We start from the raw sequence: 18,996 nt of genomic DNA on the forward strand, positions 1-18,996 counted from the left end.
GAGTCGTTATTTTATATCTTCTTCATGCCTGGGCTCTGCTATAAACCAGGGATTCAACAAGTCTTCTTTATTATAGCGCAAGGGCTCTTCCTTTCCCGCCTGGTACACTTCCATACCGGCAGCGCGTGCAATGGCATGCCCCGCCGCCGTATCCCACTCCATTGTCGGGGCAAAACGGGGATATACATCCGCCTTGCCTTCCGCCACCAGACATATCTTGATAGAGCTCCCGCTGGAAATCAATTCCACATCCGAATGGCAACGTCTCATCTTTTCAATGTAATCCTCTGTCTCGGGAGAGAGATGCGAACGGGACGCCACAATCACGAACTTATCGTGTTCACCCTTAACCGGCAAATGAACCGCCTCTGCCATGAGCTCCTCCAACCGCTTGTCGCCGCGAGCCGTAAAGCCGGAGAGCTTATAAGCGCCCAAGTTCTCTCCGGCAAAGTAGAGCTCTTCCTTCACCGGAAGGTATATAACGCCCATTACCGGAACGGAATTATGTACCAAAGCAATATTGACGGTAAACTCGCCGTTCCGCTTTATAAACTCTTTCGTACCGTCCAAGGGGTCTACAATCCATAAAGTAGTCCATGCACGCCGTTCTGTGTAAGGCAGGTGTTTTCCTTCTTCGCTCAATAGCGGGTAAGGCGTGTTCCGGAGATATTCAGCAATAGTCTCATGCGCTTTTCTGTCAGCAATCGTCAGGGGAGAGTTATCCGCTTTCTTTTCTATCTGGAAGTCCGATGCCGGGTCGTTATAAATCGAAAGAATAGCTTTGCCGGCACACAGTGCTGCGTCAATTGCATCGAGTATATATTGTCGTTCCATACTATATCAAATATATGAGGTGCAAAATTAAAAACTTTTTTACCGCCAAAAGTTTTTAATTATGTTTTATAACTTCTTTTAAACGAAAAAGAGATAATTATAAGTACTTTTCACAATATTAAAAAACTGCGTTTTTACAATCATTTCCAACGGATTATAAGAAGGGCAGTAACTTCCCAGTTACTGCCCTATCGTGAAAGGAGGAAAATACCCCTTTCTTATGAATTACCAAAAAGAATTCAAATTAATTAATGCGGTACAAAAGCCAGGCTCCCTGGAAATCCTGACGGTTGGGATATTTTGCCTTGAAAGCGTCGCGAGCCTCGGCAGCAGAGTTCCTGTCTGCATAAGTGCTTACAATCACACGATACATGGCAGCGTCCGCATTAAATGCGATGACAGCATTGTAACCTTCCTTATCCAGGAAGTTTTTCAGGTTCTCCGCATTGGCTTTCACACCGAAGCTGCCGCATACGACACTGTAATCTTTCAGTCCGTCAACACCCGATACGACCGTCACCTTTTCCTCACGTACCGTACCTACCGGAGCGCTTTCCACAACCTTAGCTTCTACCGGAGCACTAACTACAGGAGCCACCTCTTCTACCGGTGCGGTAGTCTGCGGTTCGGCCAGTTCCTGCTGCTTAGCCTTTTCATATGCTTTCTTGTAAGCGCTTTCACTCGATTTACAAGAAGAGAATGCCAGTACAACACATACTCCCATTCCCAACACTGCTAATTTCTTCATCTTTTTCTTTTATTTTTTGTTAGTAACTATATCTGTCCTCTATTCGCTCAATACTTACGAAAAACATATTTAGTGCCTTTGTAGTCCAGCCGCATCTTCTTGCCGGTCAACTCCTCGACTTTGAATGTCCTTTCGCCGGTATCTCCCCAGCCGAAGAACTTTTTATAACTTGCCGAATTTACCAGCTCCTCGTGCGCCGCTTCGTTTCCGGCACTGTTGTCCGGCCACAAAGTTATAGAAATTTCATCATCTTTCAACTTGTAATAGCCATAAAAACCTTCATAGCTTCCGCTTTCATTCATGCAATATGCCAAAAAGCTACCCTTCTGAAAACCATAAAAAATACTGTCTACCTTCTGCACTTTACCATCGGGATACTGATATTCGCGCAACTGCCATTTTCCTACCCAATCGGAACCGCCGTCATTCATACAAGACGCCAGTCCCACCGCTATACACGTCAAAAGTAATAGTATTGTCCCGTTCAGCAATTTTTTCATATATCTCTTTTTTATTTAGGGAACAAAAGTACTCCGAACCACTTATGTTACACCTCCCAACGCCGTTAAATATAATTAAAATGTATATTTTGTCACTTTTCATGGCACATATTTCCAAAAAACAAGAATTAATGAACAAACATTGAAAATATTTTGTTAGCTTTGTCATAGTAGACCTAATTAATAAGAAAGGAGTATCATTATGAAAGGATTAAATGTTTTAGCAGCTTTTTTAGGTGGCGCGGCAGTAGGTGCAGCCATCGGTATTTTGTTTGCCCCGGAAAAAGGCGAGGATACGCGTCATAAGATTGCGGAAATTCTCCGTAAGAAAGGCATCCGTCTCAACCGTAATGAAATGGAAGACCTCGTCGACGAGATTGCCGCAGAAATCAAAGGCGAAGCAAACGAATAACCCAAACCGCATTTCAAAACAAAGCCACTATGTTTGCAGACGACAACAGCATCGAGAATATCCGGCAGTTATTCTCCGATTTCAAGAAATATCTGGAACTACAGAAGAAATACACTCAACTGGAAGTTGCGGAAAAGCTGACTATATTGCTTTCTACGCTTATACTCGTATTGCTGGTCGTCATTCTCGGCATGGTGGCTTTGTTTTATCTCTCCTTTACCCTGGCCTATATATTAGACCCCATAGTAGGCGGATTAATGGTGAGCTTCGCCATGATAAGCTGTCTCCACATCTTACTGATTATACTGCTCGTCATATTCCGCAAGAAAATCATTATCAATCCAATGACTAAATTCATTGCAGGACTATTCATCGATAACAACAAGAACTAAAATATCATGAATATGAATGATACTCCCAAGACAGAGATTCTTACATTAGAGGAGCTTCGACAACAGAAAGCCGAAGCATTGGAAGAACTCCGCGCCCAAAAACAGGCTATGGCCGACACCGCCCGGAACCTGTTCGCCCCTATTGCCCCTGCTGCAAACAAGGGGACGGCTATCATGCGTGCATTCAATACGGGCATGGCGGTATTCGACGGAGTTATGCTTGGAATGAAACTGATGAGAAAAGTCAGAAAGATATTCAAGCGTTGAAAATCAACCTGCCTATAAAATACAAATAGAGGTGTCAAAACCCAACTTTAGAGAAAATGAACTTTTAAATTGAAACCGGACACACCTCATTGGAAATAAAAAAAGCCGTATCGACTCAACTTTGAAGTGCACCCCAAAAGTTAGACACAAAACTTTTGGGGTGCACTTCATTTTGAGTAACGATACGGCTCTTTTACGTCGTACATTTGTTTACCAGTTACATATAGTAACTTTTCAGAGTGTTCATCTTAGTTTTGACACCCTCGTGTTTTCATTATCAGACCGGCTTTTATATAGCCATTACTTGCCCTCCAATCACACCTGCAATAGCACTTGCCACTGCAATAATCACTTTCAGAATCTTATCCCAAACAGACACTCTTATACTCATAACTTTTGTTTTTTTAATCTAACACATTCATCATAAACCCTTAATCTCATCCCAGCGGATTTTCTTCATCTCCACCATTCGAACCGCCACCGTTACCGCCGGAATTACCGTCGTCCGTAACCGTCCCGTTCCATTTTTCAAACTCTACGCCCTGCAACAGTGCACGGGTAGTGCCCATTGCTGCCGGCCGGGTATATTCCGGAGTAAACTGGCAGCGTAACGCCGTCACCTGATTCGGATTTACATCTTCCGCTTTCTCCGTACCCTTACCGCGTGTACGGGCTTTCATCGTAAACGTGCCCAATCCGCTCAAGCGTACCGTACGGCTATTCAGCAGATGCATCCGCATCGTCGACATCAGGTTACGAATCACATTCTGCACATCACCCGGCGTCAATGATGATTTCTCGGCAATACTTTCCGCCAATGACTGCGTATCCACTGTCTTTCCCACTTTCTTCAAACTCAGGTGCCATGTCTTCACACCCGCCTTCGTCGCAAGCTGCGACTGTCTCGCATAATAAAATAGAGGCATAATCTTTCTCCTTTACATTTTAAATTGAACTTTCGTTTTAATTCTCGTTTCGTTGGCCAACGATGCAAAGGTGGGGATATCAGTGGGGATAAACAAGGGAAACAAGCCCGACAAAGCTGTTTTCTGAGGATGATTTGTAATACGTTTATTTTCTGCCAGTTATATATATTCCCGATTTTAAGTTCCAGCTACCACATAACGTTCTATATTACGTGTCACCTTACTAAAGTTCACTCCTATCTTCATCAGTTTCCTGCCGTCTAACCGATAAGGAATCAGATATCCCTTTTCCCCAATCTGATGCAAGGCATCCTCGGCACTACCATTCAGTTTGAACTCAAAAACGAAAATACGCTCTTTCGTCTTTACAACCGCATCCGCGCGACCGCGGGAACTACGGATTTCCGTTTCTATAAACTGACCCATAAGAGCAAAGACAACATAGAAAATGGCTTGATAGTGGCGCTCCGTATCATCGCTCAACTCATAAGGAATGCCTGCAAAAAACACCTTTAGGCGTTCCATGAAAGCATCCACATCGCCGCCACGAAGTTCACGGGTGAACTTGGCGATATGAGTACAAAATTATTTGCCAACTCCTCTTTTGTTATGCCACACAAAGTATTATAATCATAATCCATACTGATATCATTCAACTGATTCGAGTCACTGAACACACTGACCTATGCAAACTCTGTGCCCCCGTTAGAAAGACGAAACGGAAATAACAGTCGCTGATTTTCAACACACTATAAAAAGCCTTCAGTATACATTTTACTCATCCCAAAGCGCATCGTCCCAAAGCGACCGAAGCAAGGGCTTATCATATTCGTCTATCAGCAACTTGCTTACCACTCTGAATATATACCTGCTCTATTATATAAGCAAAGCGCTCTTCAGAACTACGATTATGTTTCTCACTCCCATTTTTGCTCCCATTTCCCCAAATACTAATTAAGCATTGTGCTCAAATCATCGGCTGTTTCACATTTTTTCGCACTCAAGTCCAAATGCAATATCGGATATTCTTTCCACTCGGTTTCCTGCTTTGCAATAGCGAACCCTTCAAATTATACAGTTTTTCATTCACAAGTTCCGATATAATCAGTAAAAACAGCCGAAATCACTTTAAAAAAGTAATTCCGGCTGCGCCTAAAACAAAGTAACCGCTGTTACCTGTCGTTTATTCTACTTTCTTTTTACGAACTATCAATGGAGCTCCGAGTGCTTCACGCTCTATTACTTCAAGAAAACCGCTCTGCTCCAATTCGAACAAGGTGGGGTATACGCGTAATTTGTCAGCATTAGAATTCTTCAAAATAGAATCAACCTCAATAGTATCAGAAAAAGAATTTATATAATCTATTATCTTCTGAGTGTTAATAACTTTGTAATTTTGCCCCATATCTGTTTTAACTTTCCATCATTTATAAAATTTCATTATCCCTAATCCTCCCCAATACATTGTATACAAGATACTCCTTAATAAGCCTAATTTTTGATAACGATAATAAAACAAGAATTGTGCTTTTATAAGTTTCTTTTTCTTACCAGTAGTAGAAGATGCCATTACTCGATAACTTGCCAAAACTTCTTGATTACCATACGATTTTCCTGCCAGCTTTACAATATCCAGCCAATAAGCATAATCATCCCTAATACTCCTCAGTTCTTCTTTCAGATAGATTTTACCATATATGGAAGTATCATACAAACCTGTCAAACAGGCAATGTGATTAGTCATTTGCATCTGTTTGTAAGTAACTAACTTTTTTGCCTTATACGGACGCAATATTTCCTCCGACTTCTCATTTATTCTTTTGTAAGAAGAATGCACGACTATTGCATTTTCCTTTTTCATCAGAGCTAATTGGCTTTCCAAAAATGAGGGTTCCCACAAATCATCCGCATCCAATAGAGCAATGTATTGCCCTCTTGCATTCCTTATACCATTATTTCTGGCAGAAGCAGAACCACCGTTAGCCTGCCGTAACAGTATGATACGCTTATCACGTTTGACATATTCGCTAACAATGTGAACACTATCATCTTTAGAACCATCATCCACTATTATCATTTCCCAGTCTGTGTATGTTTGTCTTAATACAGATTCAATTGTTGCGCGCACATATTTAGCCCCATTATAGACAGGGGTAATAATAGAAACTAACCCTTTTTCCATAGATTTCTTCTTTTTTCACCAATAATTATTTCAATAAAGTATCAACCAAACGTAAAGCACTTTCTATAACCTGATGCATATCATAATACTTATACTCAGCCAGCCGACCGCCAAATAACACTCTCTCCTGAGCATCGGCCAACGCTTTATATTTCGTATACAAAGAACTGTTACGTTCATCATTCACCGGATAATAAGGCTCATCGCCCGGCTTCCATTCCTTGGAGTATTCTTTGGATATTACTGTATCAGGCTGGTTACCAAACTCAAAGTGCTTATGCTCAATGATACGGGTATACAGAGTTTCTGCATCAGTATAATTCACCACTGCATTACCTTGATAATTAGAAACTCCTTCCAGAACTTCAGTCTCAAAATTCACCGTCCGGTATTCCAAATGTCCGAAGCAATAATCAAAATAACGGTCTATCTCACCTGTATAAATTATCTTGTCTGCTAAAGAATCTAAATATTCTTTGTACTCAAAATAATCCGTATCAAGCTTCACTTCGATTCCTTCAAGTAACTTCTCTACCAACTTGGTATATCCACCCACAGGGATTCCTTGATACTTATCGTTGAAATAGTTATTATCAAAAGTAAAACGCACCGGAAGACGGCGAATTATAAAGGCCGGTAATTCCGTAGCTTTCCTGCCCCATTGTTTTTCCGTATAGTCTTTTATAAGCGTGTAATAAATATCTTTTCCTATCAAAGAAATAGCCTGCTCTTCCAAATTTCGAGGATGAGTAATCCCCGACTCTTTTCGCTGTTCTTCTATTTTAGCCGCCGCTTGTTCCGGTGTAACCATCCCCCACATCTGGTAAAATGTATTCATATTGAAAGGAAGATTATAAAGTTTCCCTTTATAATTGGCTATAGGGGAATTTGTATAACGATTAAATTCGACAAAAGAATTTACGAAATCCCATATCTGCTTGTTGCTGGTATGAAATATATGGGCACCATATTTGTGTACATTGATACCATTCACCGATTCCGTATAGATATTACCACCGATATGAGAACGCTTGTCTACAACCATGAGTCGCTTACCATGGCGGAAAAGAACATGGGCAACTGTGGCACCGAAAAGACCGGAACCTACAATAAGAAAATCATTTTTCAACATATAATACCGATTTATTTTTGTTCGAAAACATTTGCCCCAAAAGAAGAACAATAACTGTTAAAGCAGTTGGAAATCCTGTATCTACATAAGGTTGGAACATAGCAGTAATCAAAAGAAATAAAAATAGGACCCTACCGTTCTGCTCCATATTAATATATATCAATATTAGAAATATTAGAAAAAAAAATGTGGTCACCATTCCATAGCTAGCCAATGCTTGCAATATTAAGTTGTGAGCCGGAGATCCCTCAGGATAATGAGATGAAAAATATAAAACATCTTTCCCTTTTCCTAATAATGGATTATCAAGAAACACATTCCAAAATCCCCAATATAATTCCTCACGAGCATTTGAATCTAAATCCTTTCTCATCGTATAGTCTGCCAAAACATCAATCAACAAAAAATAGACTAAAATTCCTATTAGGCACACTATACCCAAATACACAAGCCACAACCTCTTAGATGAGTATTTTTTATACGCAAGAGATACTAACAGACAAAGAAGAACTGTCCTACTCTCTGACATACCTAATCCTATTAGCATCAATATATATAAAGGGTATTTATATAAGGTACGCCATTTAACAAATGTCAATAAAATAAATGCAATTCCCGTATATACTCCATAAAAATTCCGATGCAACGCAAACCCTGAAAATGTTCCACCCGAGGCTGCATAAAACAGCATTTTGACAGACACAGGAGCTAAAAAAAAATAAAAAATAGGAACTATTGCCCAAATAAGAAATAAAATTAATGTGATATTTCTTATTTGATTTGAAAATGTATATGTTGGTAAAATACATACCAGAACTATATAAACTCCCAAAGCCATGAATCCTTCTGGTAACTTAAAAGAGAAATCACTTTGGAACATTGACAATGTAAAAGAGGACATAGTAAGGAAACAGAAAAGCAATAACCATTTTCCATCAAATTTTGTATTCAACAATATAATTACTATTGAAAGTCCAAAATTTATTAAAATAGCAGCATATCCTGTAATCTTAAAATAAACATCAACATCTGATATATATTGCCAAATAAAACTACCCTGCCAAGCAGGTAAAAGCACTAACAAAAGATTAGCAATGATTAATAAAGCAAATAAATTAGAAGTTAGTCGTTTTTTTAAAGGTATTGAAAGCATTAATGAGTAAATAAATATTATACTAAATATGATATTTCTTTAAATATTCAATTCCTAATATTGTTTTTTCCACATTCTCTCCTAATGAATATATTGCAGTGGAATTAATAGTTATAGCAGAGCGTATATGAACTTTTGATGTCAACAATAATAATTCAAAAGGAATATGAGAAGGAATAATTTTTATATTTGGAAAGAAATTTTGGTAACAGGTCTTTTCTCTTGGATGGGGTTTCAGACATATCTTTTTATTAATATTTCCGTCTAAGTATAAAATATCTTTATACATTTTTATTTTCTCCTCTTCTGACATCCAATGTTCCTCTGAAAAACATTGAGTCAGTAATAGTAAATCATACTCTTCCTCTACTATAAAAATTTGAGATGAACTCAATAATTCCTTTATTTTATTTTTCGATTCAATGGGTAATCCTTCCCAAACTTTAACAATCGAAAATACACTAATTTTATCCTTATTATATGGTGGAATACTCTGCATTCCCGTTAAATATATACGCAAAATTTTAGGATGAAATCCCATAGGCATATTTACCACACCTTTAAGTAAATTAAAAAACAAAAAAAGATACCATCGAAAATAATGTTCTTCTCTGAATTTCACCAATTTCTCCACATCTGTATAATTTCCGATACCGTCCTCCAATAATGTATAACCTGACGATTTTGCTATTACATATCTAGAAAAAATCAAATGATCCTGACCAAATGAAGATTTTGAGTATAAATTAAAACGTTTATATACAATAGGTAACAAAATCCAACCCCGCAATATATTTGATAAATTATAAAAAAAATTCCCCTGTCGTTTTTTTATCTCAAAAGAATTATTTTTAAATTGTTTCTTTATCAGCTTAGGTATGCCACTCCCAAAAATAAAAAACGTCTTCTCTATCTGATTAGGAAACAGTATCAAATATAGAAATAGAGTATATACTGTATCAACTTGACATACATAACAAAATTTACCACATTCTCCTTTTATATATTGTTCCATACTTCTATTTAAAAAAAGATTCTACATATCCTTTGCACCATGTTCCTCATATTTTCATCAATTTGCCATAAAATGAAAGAATAAACACATAAAACAAATACAGATATAAGTAATGTATTAAATATAAATCCTAATAAATCTCTATTATCAAATAATACATTCATATTATATAATACTGTGGGAATAAAGAAAATAGGAATCAATATCAATACATACCTAAATACATTTATCCAGTATTTTTTTATCGAACATTTAAATCCATTTTTAAAAAGAAAATAAGGTTTCCATAATACAATTATAAATGTAAGAGATATAACTGACCCTAACACAACTCCGCCAATCCCTAAAAAAAATCCCAATATTATTGCAACAACAATATTTATAATAGCTTCAGCCATAGGTGCCCAAACATCTTTATACAAAACGAATCCACCAATAAAATAATTAATAGGCAAGCGAACTATACTAACATACATTATATAAAGCATTAACCAAAAAATCCAATCATCTAGAAAAAAGCCATCTCCTAACCACAAATGAATAAACGGTTCTACCTGATAATAACTTGTGGTACAAACAACCCCACCTATAATAAAAAACAACGAATTAAATTGTAAAAAAATTGAAAGAGTTTTATCTTGATCACCTTCTGCTATCAAATTTCCAAAACTGGCGGTAATTCCCCTTAGGCATATATTTAATACACTAACACAACGAACCATTATCATTGTATAATTAGTATAAATAGTCACAGTTGCAAGTGAAGAAAACGCATATATCAATATATTACTACTTTGATTTTGAACAAAAGCTGCTATATTATGAGGAATAACCTGTTTTATTGTAATAAATAGCCTATTATACTCCTTACGTATTTTCTTTCCATGTTTGAAACTTGTTTGCAACCATGGATATCTCTTAGATACTGTTCGATTTATAATAAGCCCATAAGTCAAACCAAAAAATAATTCTATAATTAGCCAAAAGATATATCCATATCCCAAATATTTTAAAATAACTATTTGAAATATAAACTTAAGGACCTGTGCGGTGTAAGTATAAGAAGTTACAATGTACTCACTTTGATCAGCAACAAGTAGTGTTTGTTTATAGCTAATAAAATAACCTATTAAACTTACTATCAAGTATGTATAATATCCACCTACAATATAGGAATAAGGTAATCCTGTATCTTTAAAAAAGTAAGGTAAAAAAAAAGAAACAATAATACCTACAACAAGAATACTCAAACCTATTATCCGATATAAAAAACCGAATATTGATATAATATCTTGTATTTTTTGTCGATCTTTTACAAATAATGGTTCATAAAGAGCACCTGCTATAGCCGATGTCAATCCTAATTCCGCTAAATTTAAAAAACCTAAAATATTAAGTAATGTAGAACTTAATCCGACAATATCTATACCTAAATATTCTATGAAAACACTTCTTGATATAAAATTTAATAATATTGAAATGATTAAAGAAACAGATGATATTTTTAGATTTTTCAGGCTCTGCTTGGTTCGTGACATTACAACAGACTTTTATATAAATTAAGCCATTTTTCACCAATAATATTCATAGAAAAACGTCTTGTACTTTTTATTGCATTCAAAGCTATTTGTTCTCGATACTCTTTATCATTTATCAATGTCTGTATTTCATTTGCCATTGCATTAATATCTCCATTTTTCACAATAAATCCATTATAACCACTGTTTATTATATCGTATAAAGAAGAAAACGTATCCATAACAATAGGTACACATCCTTTTTGTTGAGCCTCTAAAATCGTCATTCCCCATCCCTCAACAACAGATGTCATTAAAAATATAGAAGCTGCCTCATAATACTTCTCAGGAGATTGCCAACCTTCAAAAAAAACTCGCTGCAATTTCCATTTTTGAACCATTTTCTTATATAGAGTTTCATCAATTCCTGTACCAACTATTTGCAAATTCCAGTCTGGATTAGCTTTCGCCACTTTATTCCAACATTCTAATATTAAACTTATTCGTTTATGTCCTTCTTCCAACCTCGAAACAACTAATATAGTATTTTTTTTCCTTTGTATATCCGCATCTGAAACTTCTGTAGGAAAAGATAAAGGGTTACCTATTGCCACCATCTTAATTTTATCAACTTTATAAAATCTCTGAAAGGGCTGAAAAAAGGAGTCCGACAATAATACAAATTTATCTGCTAAAAAATAGGCTTGGCGATTTCGCCTATATGAAACACTATTAAGTATATATTTCCATATAGGATATAATACTAATTTTATAATAGCTTTCAGCTTTACTTTGAAACTCGCAGGATACAACAAATGGGATTTAATCCCTGTTCGTAATATATCCAATGTGTAGTTGGGCTGATTATGCAATTCTGTAACAATTTTGCAAGAAGTTCCTTGTACAGCTTTCCATGCCAATGAGGCCAATATTTCTCCTTCAGGTACACATAAGATATCAATCTTATATGTAACTATACAAGCATTTAAATTTTCAGCAGTTAATTTTTTAACGGACAACTCTATTATACGATTGTCTATAGGAGATAAATGATGAAAAGATGAATATACCGTAATATCAGGCTGTGCTGCCAAGAAATTTTCTCTTAATATTATTGTTCGAGAGGCTCCTGCATCATCGATATGAATATCACGTCGATATATAAATAATAAATTCATCTTGATTATTTTAATACCCAACGATATGTTTTTTCATCCTTATAAAATAAATCTGTATTATACAGTTTGTCAACAATATCCCAGAATTCCGTTTCTGTATAACCTAAAAATTCACAGAAATCTCTTACGCATAAGGGATCAAGAGTATGATCATGTTCTTTAACCAATTTAAAGGCTTCTTCTCGTGTTATCATACCATATCGAACCATACGTGCTGCGTAGTCCGTAGCTGAAGCATGACCAAATTTTGGATATTTCATCCATGAGTGTACCAAATATGCGCGACTATCAATCTGATCCATTTGTTCTATATGATGAGTTCTATTCCATTCGTGAGTTAAATCATGAAAACCATAACGTTTAGCTATCTCATAGTTCTTAAAACTATTCCATTGAATAAAATAACTGATATAAATAGGATCCAAATACTCCATTTCTTGTAGTGTAGGTGGCTCAAAAAAGTTCAAATCTTTTTCACTAATGCCAGTAGCGTCAACAATTTCTTGTGTATCAATACCACCACCAACACCATTTGTTATTTGCCCTTTAGCAGAATAAGTTTCTACTTTATCCGTCCCTATCCCTCCGTATTCCCAACTTACATTTTCACCATAAACAAGTAAAGGAATATTAAACTTCACGGCCATATGAAGAGGATATGTATAAATATATCTGTCAACAAAATAAGTAGGCTTACCATATTTCTCAAAAGTATAACGCATAACCTTCTTTTGAGCCTGTATATTAGGTTTCATAGAAATCAAGTCACATCCAAAAGCTGCACAAATATTTTTAATATTGTGTTTCCCCGCCTCTGTCATAGGCATATTATCCTCGACTGAAACCAACAAAGGATTCATCTTCATAATAACTTTCATCAGATATACTTGGTAATGACTATCTTTCCCACCACTTACCGCTATCATACAATCATAACCATTCGGACCATTCATACCACGATACTTATTACAAAGTAACTCAAATTCTTTCCAACGCTCCTCCCAGTTTACCAATTTTCTATGTTCATAACTTTGACAAGCAGAACAAACACCATTTTCATTAAATGTGATACCCGGTCTTGTATCAGGCATCACACATTTAGTACAATATTTCATATTTCTTACTGTTAAAACAATTTATATTTTGATTTAAAAACCCTTTATATGTTTTACTATCTCTTTAGCACGTGCCAACTCATCGTGTTGACCAATATCAATCCACAAACCAGATATGGGATAACGAATAACTTTATGCCGAGTAGCTATTAACTTATCCATAAAATCTGTAGCGTTAAAAAGAATATTTTCAGGAATAAGGCTGAGACATTCTTTTTTTATCAAGTAAATCCCAGCATTAGCATAATAACTGTAAGTAGGTTTCTCCAATACCCCTTTTATATCGCGACCTTCAAGGTTAAAAACCCCATAAGGTACTTTAACTACATAAGGAACAGAAGCAACGCTCATATCAGCATCATGCTGGCAAAAGTGAAGATAAAAGTCTTCATAATCAATATTTGTAAAAAGATCGGAATTCATTACCAACACAGAATCATTATAGAAAACTTGTACAAACTTGATACTACCAATGGTTCCAAGATATTTAGGCTCACGTACCGTAGCAATCTTCACTCCTTCCCGTTCTTCCTGAAAATGCTGTTCAATCTGTTCTCCTAAATAATTGATTGTAACCGAAATATGATTTATTCCATAAGTAAGTAAACGATCAACATTATAATCAATGATACATTTGTCCCCCACTTTAATAAGTGGTTTAGGGATTTTCTCAGTCAAAGGACGAAGCCGTTCTCCTTTTCCACCAGCCATAAGTACAGCATCAATAGGAAGTTTAGTACGATATTTCTCTAAATTGATAATCTCGCATACACGGTCCTCAGCATCAAGAATAGGCACTAATCGCATCCTCATTTCACGTTGACGATGCAAATTGGCGACATCATCATTCTCTCCCTTACGAAGAAAATTGAAATTACGATGCATCCCTTTAAATATTTTATCATCGACATTCAGCCCTTTTATCAAAGCTCTACGTATATCACCATCCGTGATAGTACCACACATACGATTTTGTTCATCCACAGCAAAGAGTACTAAAGGGGCATTTTTTATATCATTAATACGTTTGAGTGCATCAAGAAGTGTTTGCTGTTGGGAGATTATATGTACATTATTACTATCCATTACTATTCAAATTGCTGTCCAACCACCGTCGACCATTAAATTATGCCCCGTAATAAATGAAGACTCATCAGATAGCAGAAAAGATACTGCCGGAGCTATTTCTTCAGGACGCCCCATTCTTTTTAAAGGTGATTTTTCACAATAGCGTTCTATAAAAGAAGGATGCTGTTTATCTATGATACCACCCGGCGATACAACATTCACGCGCACTCCATACCTCCCATAATATGATGCCAAATAACGGGAAAAGTTAATAATTCCTCCTTTTATGGCTGTATAAGCCGCAGGAGAAGTACCGCCATATCCTTCATAAATAGTAAAGTCATTACCAACGACTCCATAGATAGAACCCAAATTAACAACGGAACCAAAGCCTTGTTCCTTCATGATTTCAAGAACTTTTTGGCAGATAAAGAAACAAGTATTAAGTTGCATATCTACATTTTTTTGCCATGATTCCAAAGGAACATTCTCAAAAAAAACTCCCCAATCTTTTGTTCGTGGATAACCACTATTGGCAACACCATCTATTCTGCCATATTTTTCTTTTACAGCATAAATCATTGTCTCAATTTCAGGAAAGACGGTCATATCCAGTTTATATTCTCCTTTATCCCAATCGGTTTCAGTGGAAATGTCCGCATTAATGCAGATACCACCTTTTTTTCGTACATCTTTGACAATTTCACGACCAATCAAACCACAACCACCAATAACGATAACAACTTTATTTTCCAATATCATGATTCCAAACAAATTTTTAAGACATTATATGCATCTTCGGCAGTGTTAAAGCCAAAATCACCCGACCTTAACATTTTTAAAAAGTCATACATTTGATCATTGTATGTATCTGAAATACGTTGACTATACTCATCAATAACTTGTCCTTGTCCATCAGTTATCGTTCCATGCAATAAATCTGCTGTAAAAGTATTTTCTGAAGTTACAATCTCGCAAGTCCGTTTGCTATCTCTACGATAATAATTAAGTGTAATATTTACATTGAAATTTCTATATTCCAACAAATAGTTGGCATAATCATAAGCATGGATACCCAAGGATGATTTATGCGTAAACACTTTATGAACTTTGTTCGGCTTACCAAAAAACCAATAGATATAATCAAGTTCGTGAATCAAATCAATGTGTACACCTCCCCCCATTTCAGGTATGGCACTATAACAAGTGCGATAATCTATGCCAGGACGCCAGTCCGGCAAATAAGAACCACAATAAACGTTGACTTCATTAACAATACTATTTTCTATCCGTTTATGAAGTGAACGCAATACTTCCAGAAACCGCAAATTGCAGGCAACATAAGTTGGTATTTGTTTTTTGCATAACTTTTCTACCAGATGTCTACCTTCCAAACTATCAAACAATGGCTTTTCAATAAATAACGGAATATTGAGTGCCTGAAGTTTTTCAATCGTAGAACGGTGCATAGAAGTCGGATTGGAGATAATCACGAAATCATAAGATAGTTTCAATGCCTCATCCCACTGATAAAAATCGGTAACATCTTCATAAGGAAATGATTTTATATCAGAACGTAGAGCATAAATTTCCACATCAGGTACATATCGGCGCAAAGCTGCAATATGTTTCCGACCAATAGAGCCTAAACCTATTATCAGTACTTTCATAACATGAAATCCAGTTTTCTGTTACTCAAGAGATAAGTCATTATTTCAAAATCAATCGGATGATCCATGTCAAAACATGTATGAGGCATTACATATATCAAGGATTTATCCGTTATAGCTCCTCTGTAACCTTCATCAAAGAAACGACGTCTATAGAAATAGAACGAAGCATTTAAATCATAACATTTGGGAGCGGACTGGCGTGTAAAGACATTGTTTTTTGGTTTTACTACCTGTGCATAATATCCATTTGGCTTTTGCTCCACCATATTAAAATAGGGACTTCGTCCAGCCTCACTGACAGAAAACAAATTGATTGCATGTTCATCTTTCCGGATAAGTTCAAAAGCATCTGTCAGATCCTGCAATGTCCGTAATGGAGAGGTTACATCCAAATCAAGCACATAATCATAAGTACAGTTGTTTTTCTTTTCGGAATGCAATACAATATCCTTTATTGCATCGATTTTTCCGACCGTATCGTTAGCCAAATAATCGGGACGTTTATAATCAGAATAGAGACCACATGACTGGGATACTTGCATAATTTCATCTGAATCGGTCGAAAGCGCAATCTCTACATTTTTAAAATGCTCTTTAAACTTATGTGCCACCTTAATAGTGTAACCAATCAACGGAATTCCATTGATCAATTTAATGTTTTTACCTGGAATCCCCTTGGAACCGCCACGTGCACAGATAGTAACTAAAATATTCATTACTATTCAATATTATAAAATGATTTTTGAATCAAACTACTTAATGGATAATTTTTTATTACATTCAATATGTTTTTTATAGTATTTTCTTTGTCATACGGATTCTTACAATTTCTTGCTACTATTTTCTGTTCTTCAGACAATACTTTCCTCAAACCTTCAACAATATCTTTCTGAGCGGTTCCGCAATGGATTATGCTTTCTGCAGTAATTCGTCCTTTCTGTCTGTTACCAATATCCAGTGTCGGAATTCCAAAACTAGGAACTTCGATTATACCACTTGAAGAGTTTCCAATAACAGCGTCCACGTATTTCAAAGCAGAAAGATAACGCTTCAAACCCAATGACGGAATGGATATACATCTATCCGAATGTTGGGATACATATTCATGAACCATTTGAATAATGATACGACCGTCTGTATCACTGTTCGGAAGAGTAAATATGACTTTATAATTAGAATATTCATCTAGTGCATCTAATAAATTTTGACATTGGGATGCTGCGGTATGGTTTTCAAGAGTAACCGGATGATAAGTCACTATAAGGACCTTGTTACCCAAAGTGAAATGCAAACTTTCTTCCAGCTCGCGTTTGGAAAGGAGCGGTACACGTTTTATATTTTCAACTCCTATAGCACCTACATAAAACACACGTTCCGGCTGTTCACCTAACTGAATGACCCGTTGGCGATAAGCCTCTGTACTGGTAAAATGCAAGTGACTCATTTTGGTAATAGCATGCCGGATACAGTCATCATATGCACCCTCAGTTATCTCACCACCATGCAAATGGACCACCGGAATTTTGAAAAACAAAGCAGCTGTAACAGCTGCTAGTATTTCATAACGGTCACCTAACACAACAATCAAATCCGGTTGCAAATCTTCGTATGCATCTGCAAAGCCAATAGTAGCAAGTCCTGCTGATTTGGTCGTAGCATTCGACGTATCACCAGACAATAACATCTGCAGCTTTTTGTCTATCCGAAAGCCATCCCGTTCTATTTCTTTATAAGTCAGTCCGAATTCGGGTGAAAGATGCATGTTGGTGGCTATTATCTGCAGCTGTAAGCTTGCATTTTCTTGAATGGCTTTCATCAGTCCACTCAACAGACCATACTCAGCCCGGCTACCCGTTACCACACAAATTTTTCTCATAACTCAATCATCTCCTCTTCTTGATAATCACGGTTGGCATATGTACCTACAACTTCTTCCCAACGCATAGGTGAAACACCGTTTCCTGGACGTTTCACCGTCAAATTCTTTTCAGTCAGCAACTCCCCTTTTCGAATATGACAAGCTGCCACAATACTTTTACGGGCAATCTCAATGTTCTTTTGTTCAGAAGTAGAAACGACCTTATGTCCGTCTCCCAAAGCTTGTTCAACGTTACGAATGGCTCTCACCATAGCATATAACTCCTGAGGCTCGAGAGAAGCTTTATGATCCGGCCCTTCCATATTCCTATCAAGTGTAAAATGCTTTTCTATCACGGTAGCACCAAGTGCTACTGCTGCAATAGGTACTTCGATTCCCTCTGTATGGTCAGAATATCCAATATTGACTCCAAATTCTCTCTCTATTTCAAGCATAGCCCTCAAATTGACATCCTTCATGGGAGTAGGGTATTCTGTATTGCAATGGAGGACTGTGATTTGTTCTTTCTTCACTCCATTATCAAACAAGACGTGAAGAGCTGCTGCTATATCTGATAACTCACACATGCCAGTCGATAAAATAACATGCTCTTTATACTGAGCTATTTTTTTTAAATAGGGATAATTGGTTATTTCACCTGAAGGAACTTTCCATAGTCCCAAATTCAAGGAATGAAGATAATCGATACTATCCATATCAAAAGCTGTAGAGAAAAAACGGATGTTTTTCTTACGACAGTAAGCTATCAGTTCTTCGTGCTGGTCAGTACCTAGTTCTAGATGTTTCAGCATAGCATACTGGCTGTCACCGACCTTACCGATGTTGCGTTGTTGGTATTCAGCTTGTTTTGCCAATCGAGAAACCAGCTTCTCAGCTTTGAATGTCTGAAATTTGATTATGTCAACACCTGCTGCTGCAGCTTCATCAATCAGTTTTTTAGCCAATTCAAGTGAGCCATTATGATTGACCCCTGCTTCTGCTATGATTAATACGCCTGTTTTCATT

The 18,996-nt window shown here is 36.5% G+C and carries 22 protein-coding genes and 1 pseudogene; 3 read left to right on the plus strand and 20 right to left on the minus strand.

What is annotated here, in order from left to right; translation table 11 throughout:
• Nucleotides 1-6: 6 nt before the first annotated feature.
• The 3 genes from cysQ to C233_RS0111750 form a co-directional block, all read right to left on the minus strand.
• A complete protein-coding gene (gene cysQ / locus C233_RS0111740; protein WP_018667781.1) occupies nucleotides 7-834 on the minus strand; it encodes a 3'(2'),5'-bisphosphate nucleotidase CysQ in 828 nt (275 codons plus the stop codon).
• 244 nt (nucleotides 835-1,078) lie between these two features.
• Complete coding sequence (locus C233_RS0111745) at nucleotides 1,079-1,582, minus strand: SPOR domain-containing protein (protein ID WP_018667782.1); 504 nt, start codon at nucleotides 1,580-1,582, stop codon at nucleotides 1,079-1,081.
• A 47-nt stretch (nucleotides 1,583-1,629) separates the two neighbouring features.
• Entirely contained in the window at nucleotides 1,630-2,082 is a 453-nt protein-coding gene (locus tag C233_RS0111750; protein ID WP_018667783.1) for a lipocalin-like domain-containing protein, read from the minus strand.
• Between the two features lie 202 nt (nucleotides 2,083-2,284).
• Here C233_RS0111750 and C233_RS0111755 point away from each other — a divergent pair, with 202 nt between their 5' ends.
• From C233_RS0111755 to C233_RS0111765, 3 genes are read left to right on the plus strand one after another with little or no spacing between them, the layout of a single operon-like run.
• Nucleotides 2,285-2,494, plus strand: a complete 210-nt coding sequence (locus C233_RS0111755) for a YtxH domain-containing protein (RefSeq protein ID WP_018667784.1) — start codon at nucleotides 2,285-2,287, stop codon at nucleotides 2,492-2,494.
• Nucleotides 2,495-2,523: 29 nt separating this feature from the next.
• Complete coding sequence (locus tag C233_RS0111760) at nucleotides 2,524-2,886, plus strand: phage holin family protein (RefSeq protein WP_018667785.1); 363 nt, start codon at nucleotides 2,524-2,526, stop codon at nucleotides 2,884-2,886.
• Between the two features lie 6 nt (nucleotides 2,887-2,892).
• Nucleotides 2,893-3,153 carry a hypothetical protein gene (locus C233_RS0111765; protein WP_018667786.1) on the plus strand — a complete coding sequence of 87 codons (261 nt, stop codon included), beginning with the start codon at nucleotides 2,893-2,895 and terminating at the stop codon, nucleotides 3,151-3,153.
• Nucleotides 3,154-3,442: 289 nt separating this feature from the next.
• Here C233_RS0111765 and C233_RS24135 read toward each other — a convergent pair whose 3' ends face one another.
• From C233_RS24135 to neuB, 17 genes and pseudogenes are all read right to left on the minus strand, one after another.
• Entirely contained in the window at nucleotides 3,443-3,544 is a 102-nt protein-coding gene (locus C233_RS24135; RefSeq protein ID WP_373278737.1) for a smalltalk protein, read from the minus strand.
• A 46-nt stretch (nucleotides 3,545-3,590) separates the two neighbouring features.
• On the minus strand, nucleotides 3,591-4,079 hold the full coding sequence (locus tag C233_RS0111775) for an HU family DNA-binding protein (RefSeq protein WP_018667787.1): 489 nt from the start codon (nucleotides 4,077-4,079) through the stop codon (nucleotides 3,591-3,593).
• 177 nt (nucleotides 4,080-4,256) lie between these two features.
• A pseudogene (locus C233_RS23655) lies at nucleotides 4,257-5,149 on the minus strand (AAA family ATPase); the annotation flags it as partial.
• 113 nt (nucleotides 5,150-5,262) lie between these two features.
• On the minus strand, nucleotides 5,263-5,484 hold the full coding sequence (locus tag C233_RS0111785) for a hypothetical protein (protein WP_018667789.1): 222 nt from the start codon (nucleotides 5,482-5,484) through the stop codon (nucleotides 5,263-5,265).
• Nucleotides 5,485-5,502: 18 nt separating this feature from the next.
• Entirely contained in the window at nucleotides 5,503-6,261 is a 759-nt protein-coding gene (locus tag C233_RS0111790; RefSeq protein ID WP_018667790.1) for a glycosyltransferase family 2 protein, read from the minus strand.
• Nucleotides 6,262-6,286: 25 nt separating this feature from the next.
• Nucleotides 6,287-7,393, minus strand: a complete 1,107-nt coding sequence (gene glf, locus C233_RS0111795; RefSeq protein WP_018667791.1) for a UDP-galactopyranose mutase — start codon at nucleotides 7,391-7,393, stop codon at nucleotides 6,287-6,289.
• Nucleotides 7,380-8,546, minus strand: coding sequence for an O-antigen ligase family protein (locus tag C233_RS0111800; protein ID WP_018667792.1), 1,167 nt, complete (start codon nucleotides 8,544-8,546; stop codon nucleotides 7,380-7,382). The genes glf and C233_RS0111800 overlap by 14 nt, the downstream gene beginning before the upstream one ends.
• Nucleotides 8,547-8,568: 22 nt before the next feature.
• Nucleotides 8,569-9,561, minus strand: a complete 993-nt coding sequence (locus C233_RS0111805) for a glycosyltransferase family 52 (RefSeq protein ID WP_018667793.1) — start codon at nucleotides 9,559-9,561, stop codon at nucleotides 8,569-8,571.
• 8 nt (nucleotides 9,562-9,569) lie between these two features.
• The gene (locus C233_RS22680; RefSeq protein ID WP_018667794.1) at nucleotides 9,570-11,099 is read right to left on the minus strand and encodes a lipopolysaccharide biosynthesis protein; all 1,530 of its coding nucleotides are present in this window, start codon (nucleotides 11,097-11,099) and stop codon (nucleotides 9,570-9,572) included.
• On the minus strand, nucleotides 11,099-12,256 hold the full coding sequence (locus C233_RS23255) for a glycosyltransferase (protein WP_082247923.1): 1,158 nt from the start codon (nucleotides 12,254-12,256) through the stop codon (nucleotides 11,099-11,101). The genes C233_RS22680 and C233_RS23255 overlap by 1 nt, the downstream gene beginning before the upstream one ends.
• A 5-nt stretch (nucleotides 12,257-12,261) precedes the next feature.
• On the minus strand, nucleotides 12,262-13,371 hold the full coding sequence (locus tag C233_RS0111820) for an N-acetyl sugar amidotransferase (protein ID WP_025068765.1): 1,110 nt from the start codon (nucleotides 13,369-13,371) through the stop codon (nucleotides 12,262-12,264).
• Nucleotides 13,372-13,404: 33 nt separating this feature from the next.
• Entirely contained in the window at nucleotides 13,405-14,457 is a 1,053-nt protein-coding gene (locus C233_RS0111825; RefSeq protein ID WP_018667797.1) for a nucleotidyltransferase family protein, read from the minus strand.
• A 6-nt stretch (nucleotides 14,458-14,463) separates the two neighbouring features.
• Nucleotides 14,464-15,201 (minus strand): SDR family oxidoreductase, encoded by a 738-nt coding sequence (locus C233_RS0111830; RefSeq protein WP_018667798.1) that lies wholly within the window; start codon nucleotides 15,199-15,201, stop codon nucleotides 14,464-14,466.
• Nucleotides 15,198-16,109, minus strand: coding sequence for a Gfo/Idh/MocA family protein (locus C233_RS0111835; protein ID WP_018667799.1), 912 nt, complete (start codon nucleotides 16,107-16,109; stop codon nucleotides 15,198-15,200). Before C233_RS0111835 ends, C233_RS0111830 begins: the two co-directional genes overlap by 4 nt.
• Nucleotides 16,106-16,828: an acylneuraminate cytidylyltransferase family protein gene (locus tag C233_RS0111840; protein ID WP_018667800.1), complete on the minus strand. Its 723-nt coding sequence runs from the start codon at nucleotides 16,826-16,828 to the stop codon at nucleotides 16,106-16,108. Before C233_RS0111840 ends, C233_RS0111835 begins: the two co-directional genes overlap by 4 nt.
• A gap of 2 nt (nucleotides 16,829-16,830) precedes the next feature.
• Nucleotides 16,831-17,988 (minus strand): UDP-N-acetylglucosamine 2-epimerase, encoded by a 1,158-nt coding sequence (gene neuC / locus C233_RS0111845; protein WP_018667801.1) that lies wholly within the window; start codon nucleotides 17,986-17,988, stop codon nucleotides 16,831-16,833.
• Entirely contained in the window at nucleotides 17,985-18,995 is a 1,011-nt protein-coding gene (gene neuB, locus C233_RS0111850; protein ID WP_018667802.1) for an N-acetylneuraminate synthase, read from the minus strand. The genes neuC and neuB overlap by 4 nt, the downstream gene beginning before the upstream one ends.
• Nucleotide 18,996 lies beyond the last annotated feature (1 nt).

The sequence above is a fragment of the Bacteroides gallinarum DSM 18171 = JCM 13658 genome, from assembly GCF_000374365.1.
Classification (GTDB): Bacteria; Bacteroidota; Bacteroidia; order Bacteroidales; family Bacteroidaceae; genus Bacteroides; species Bacteroides gallinarum.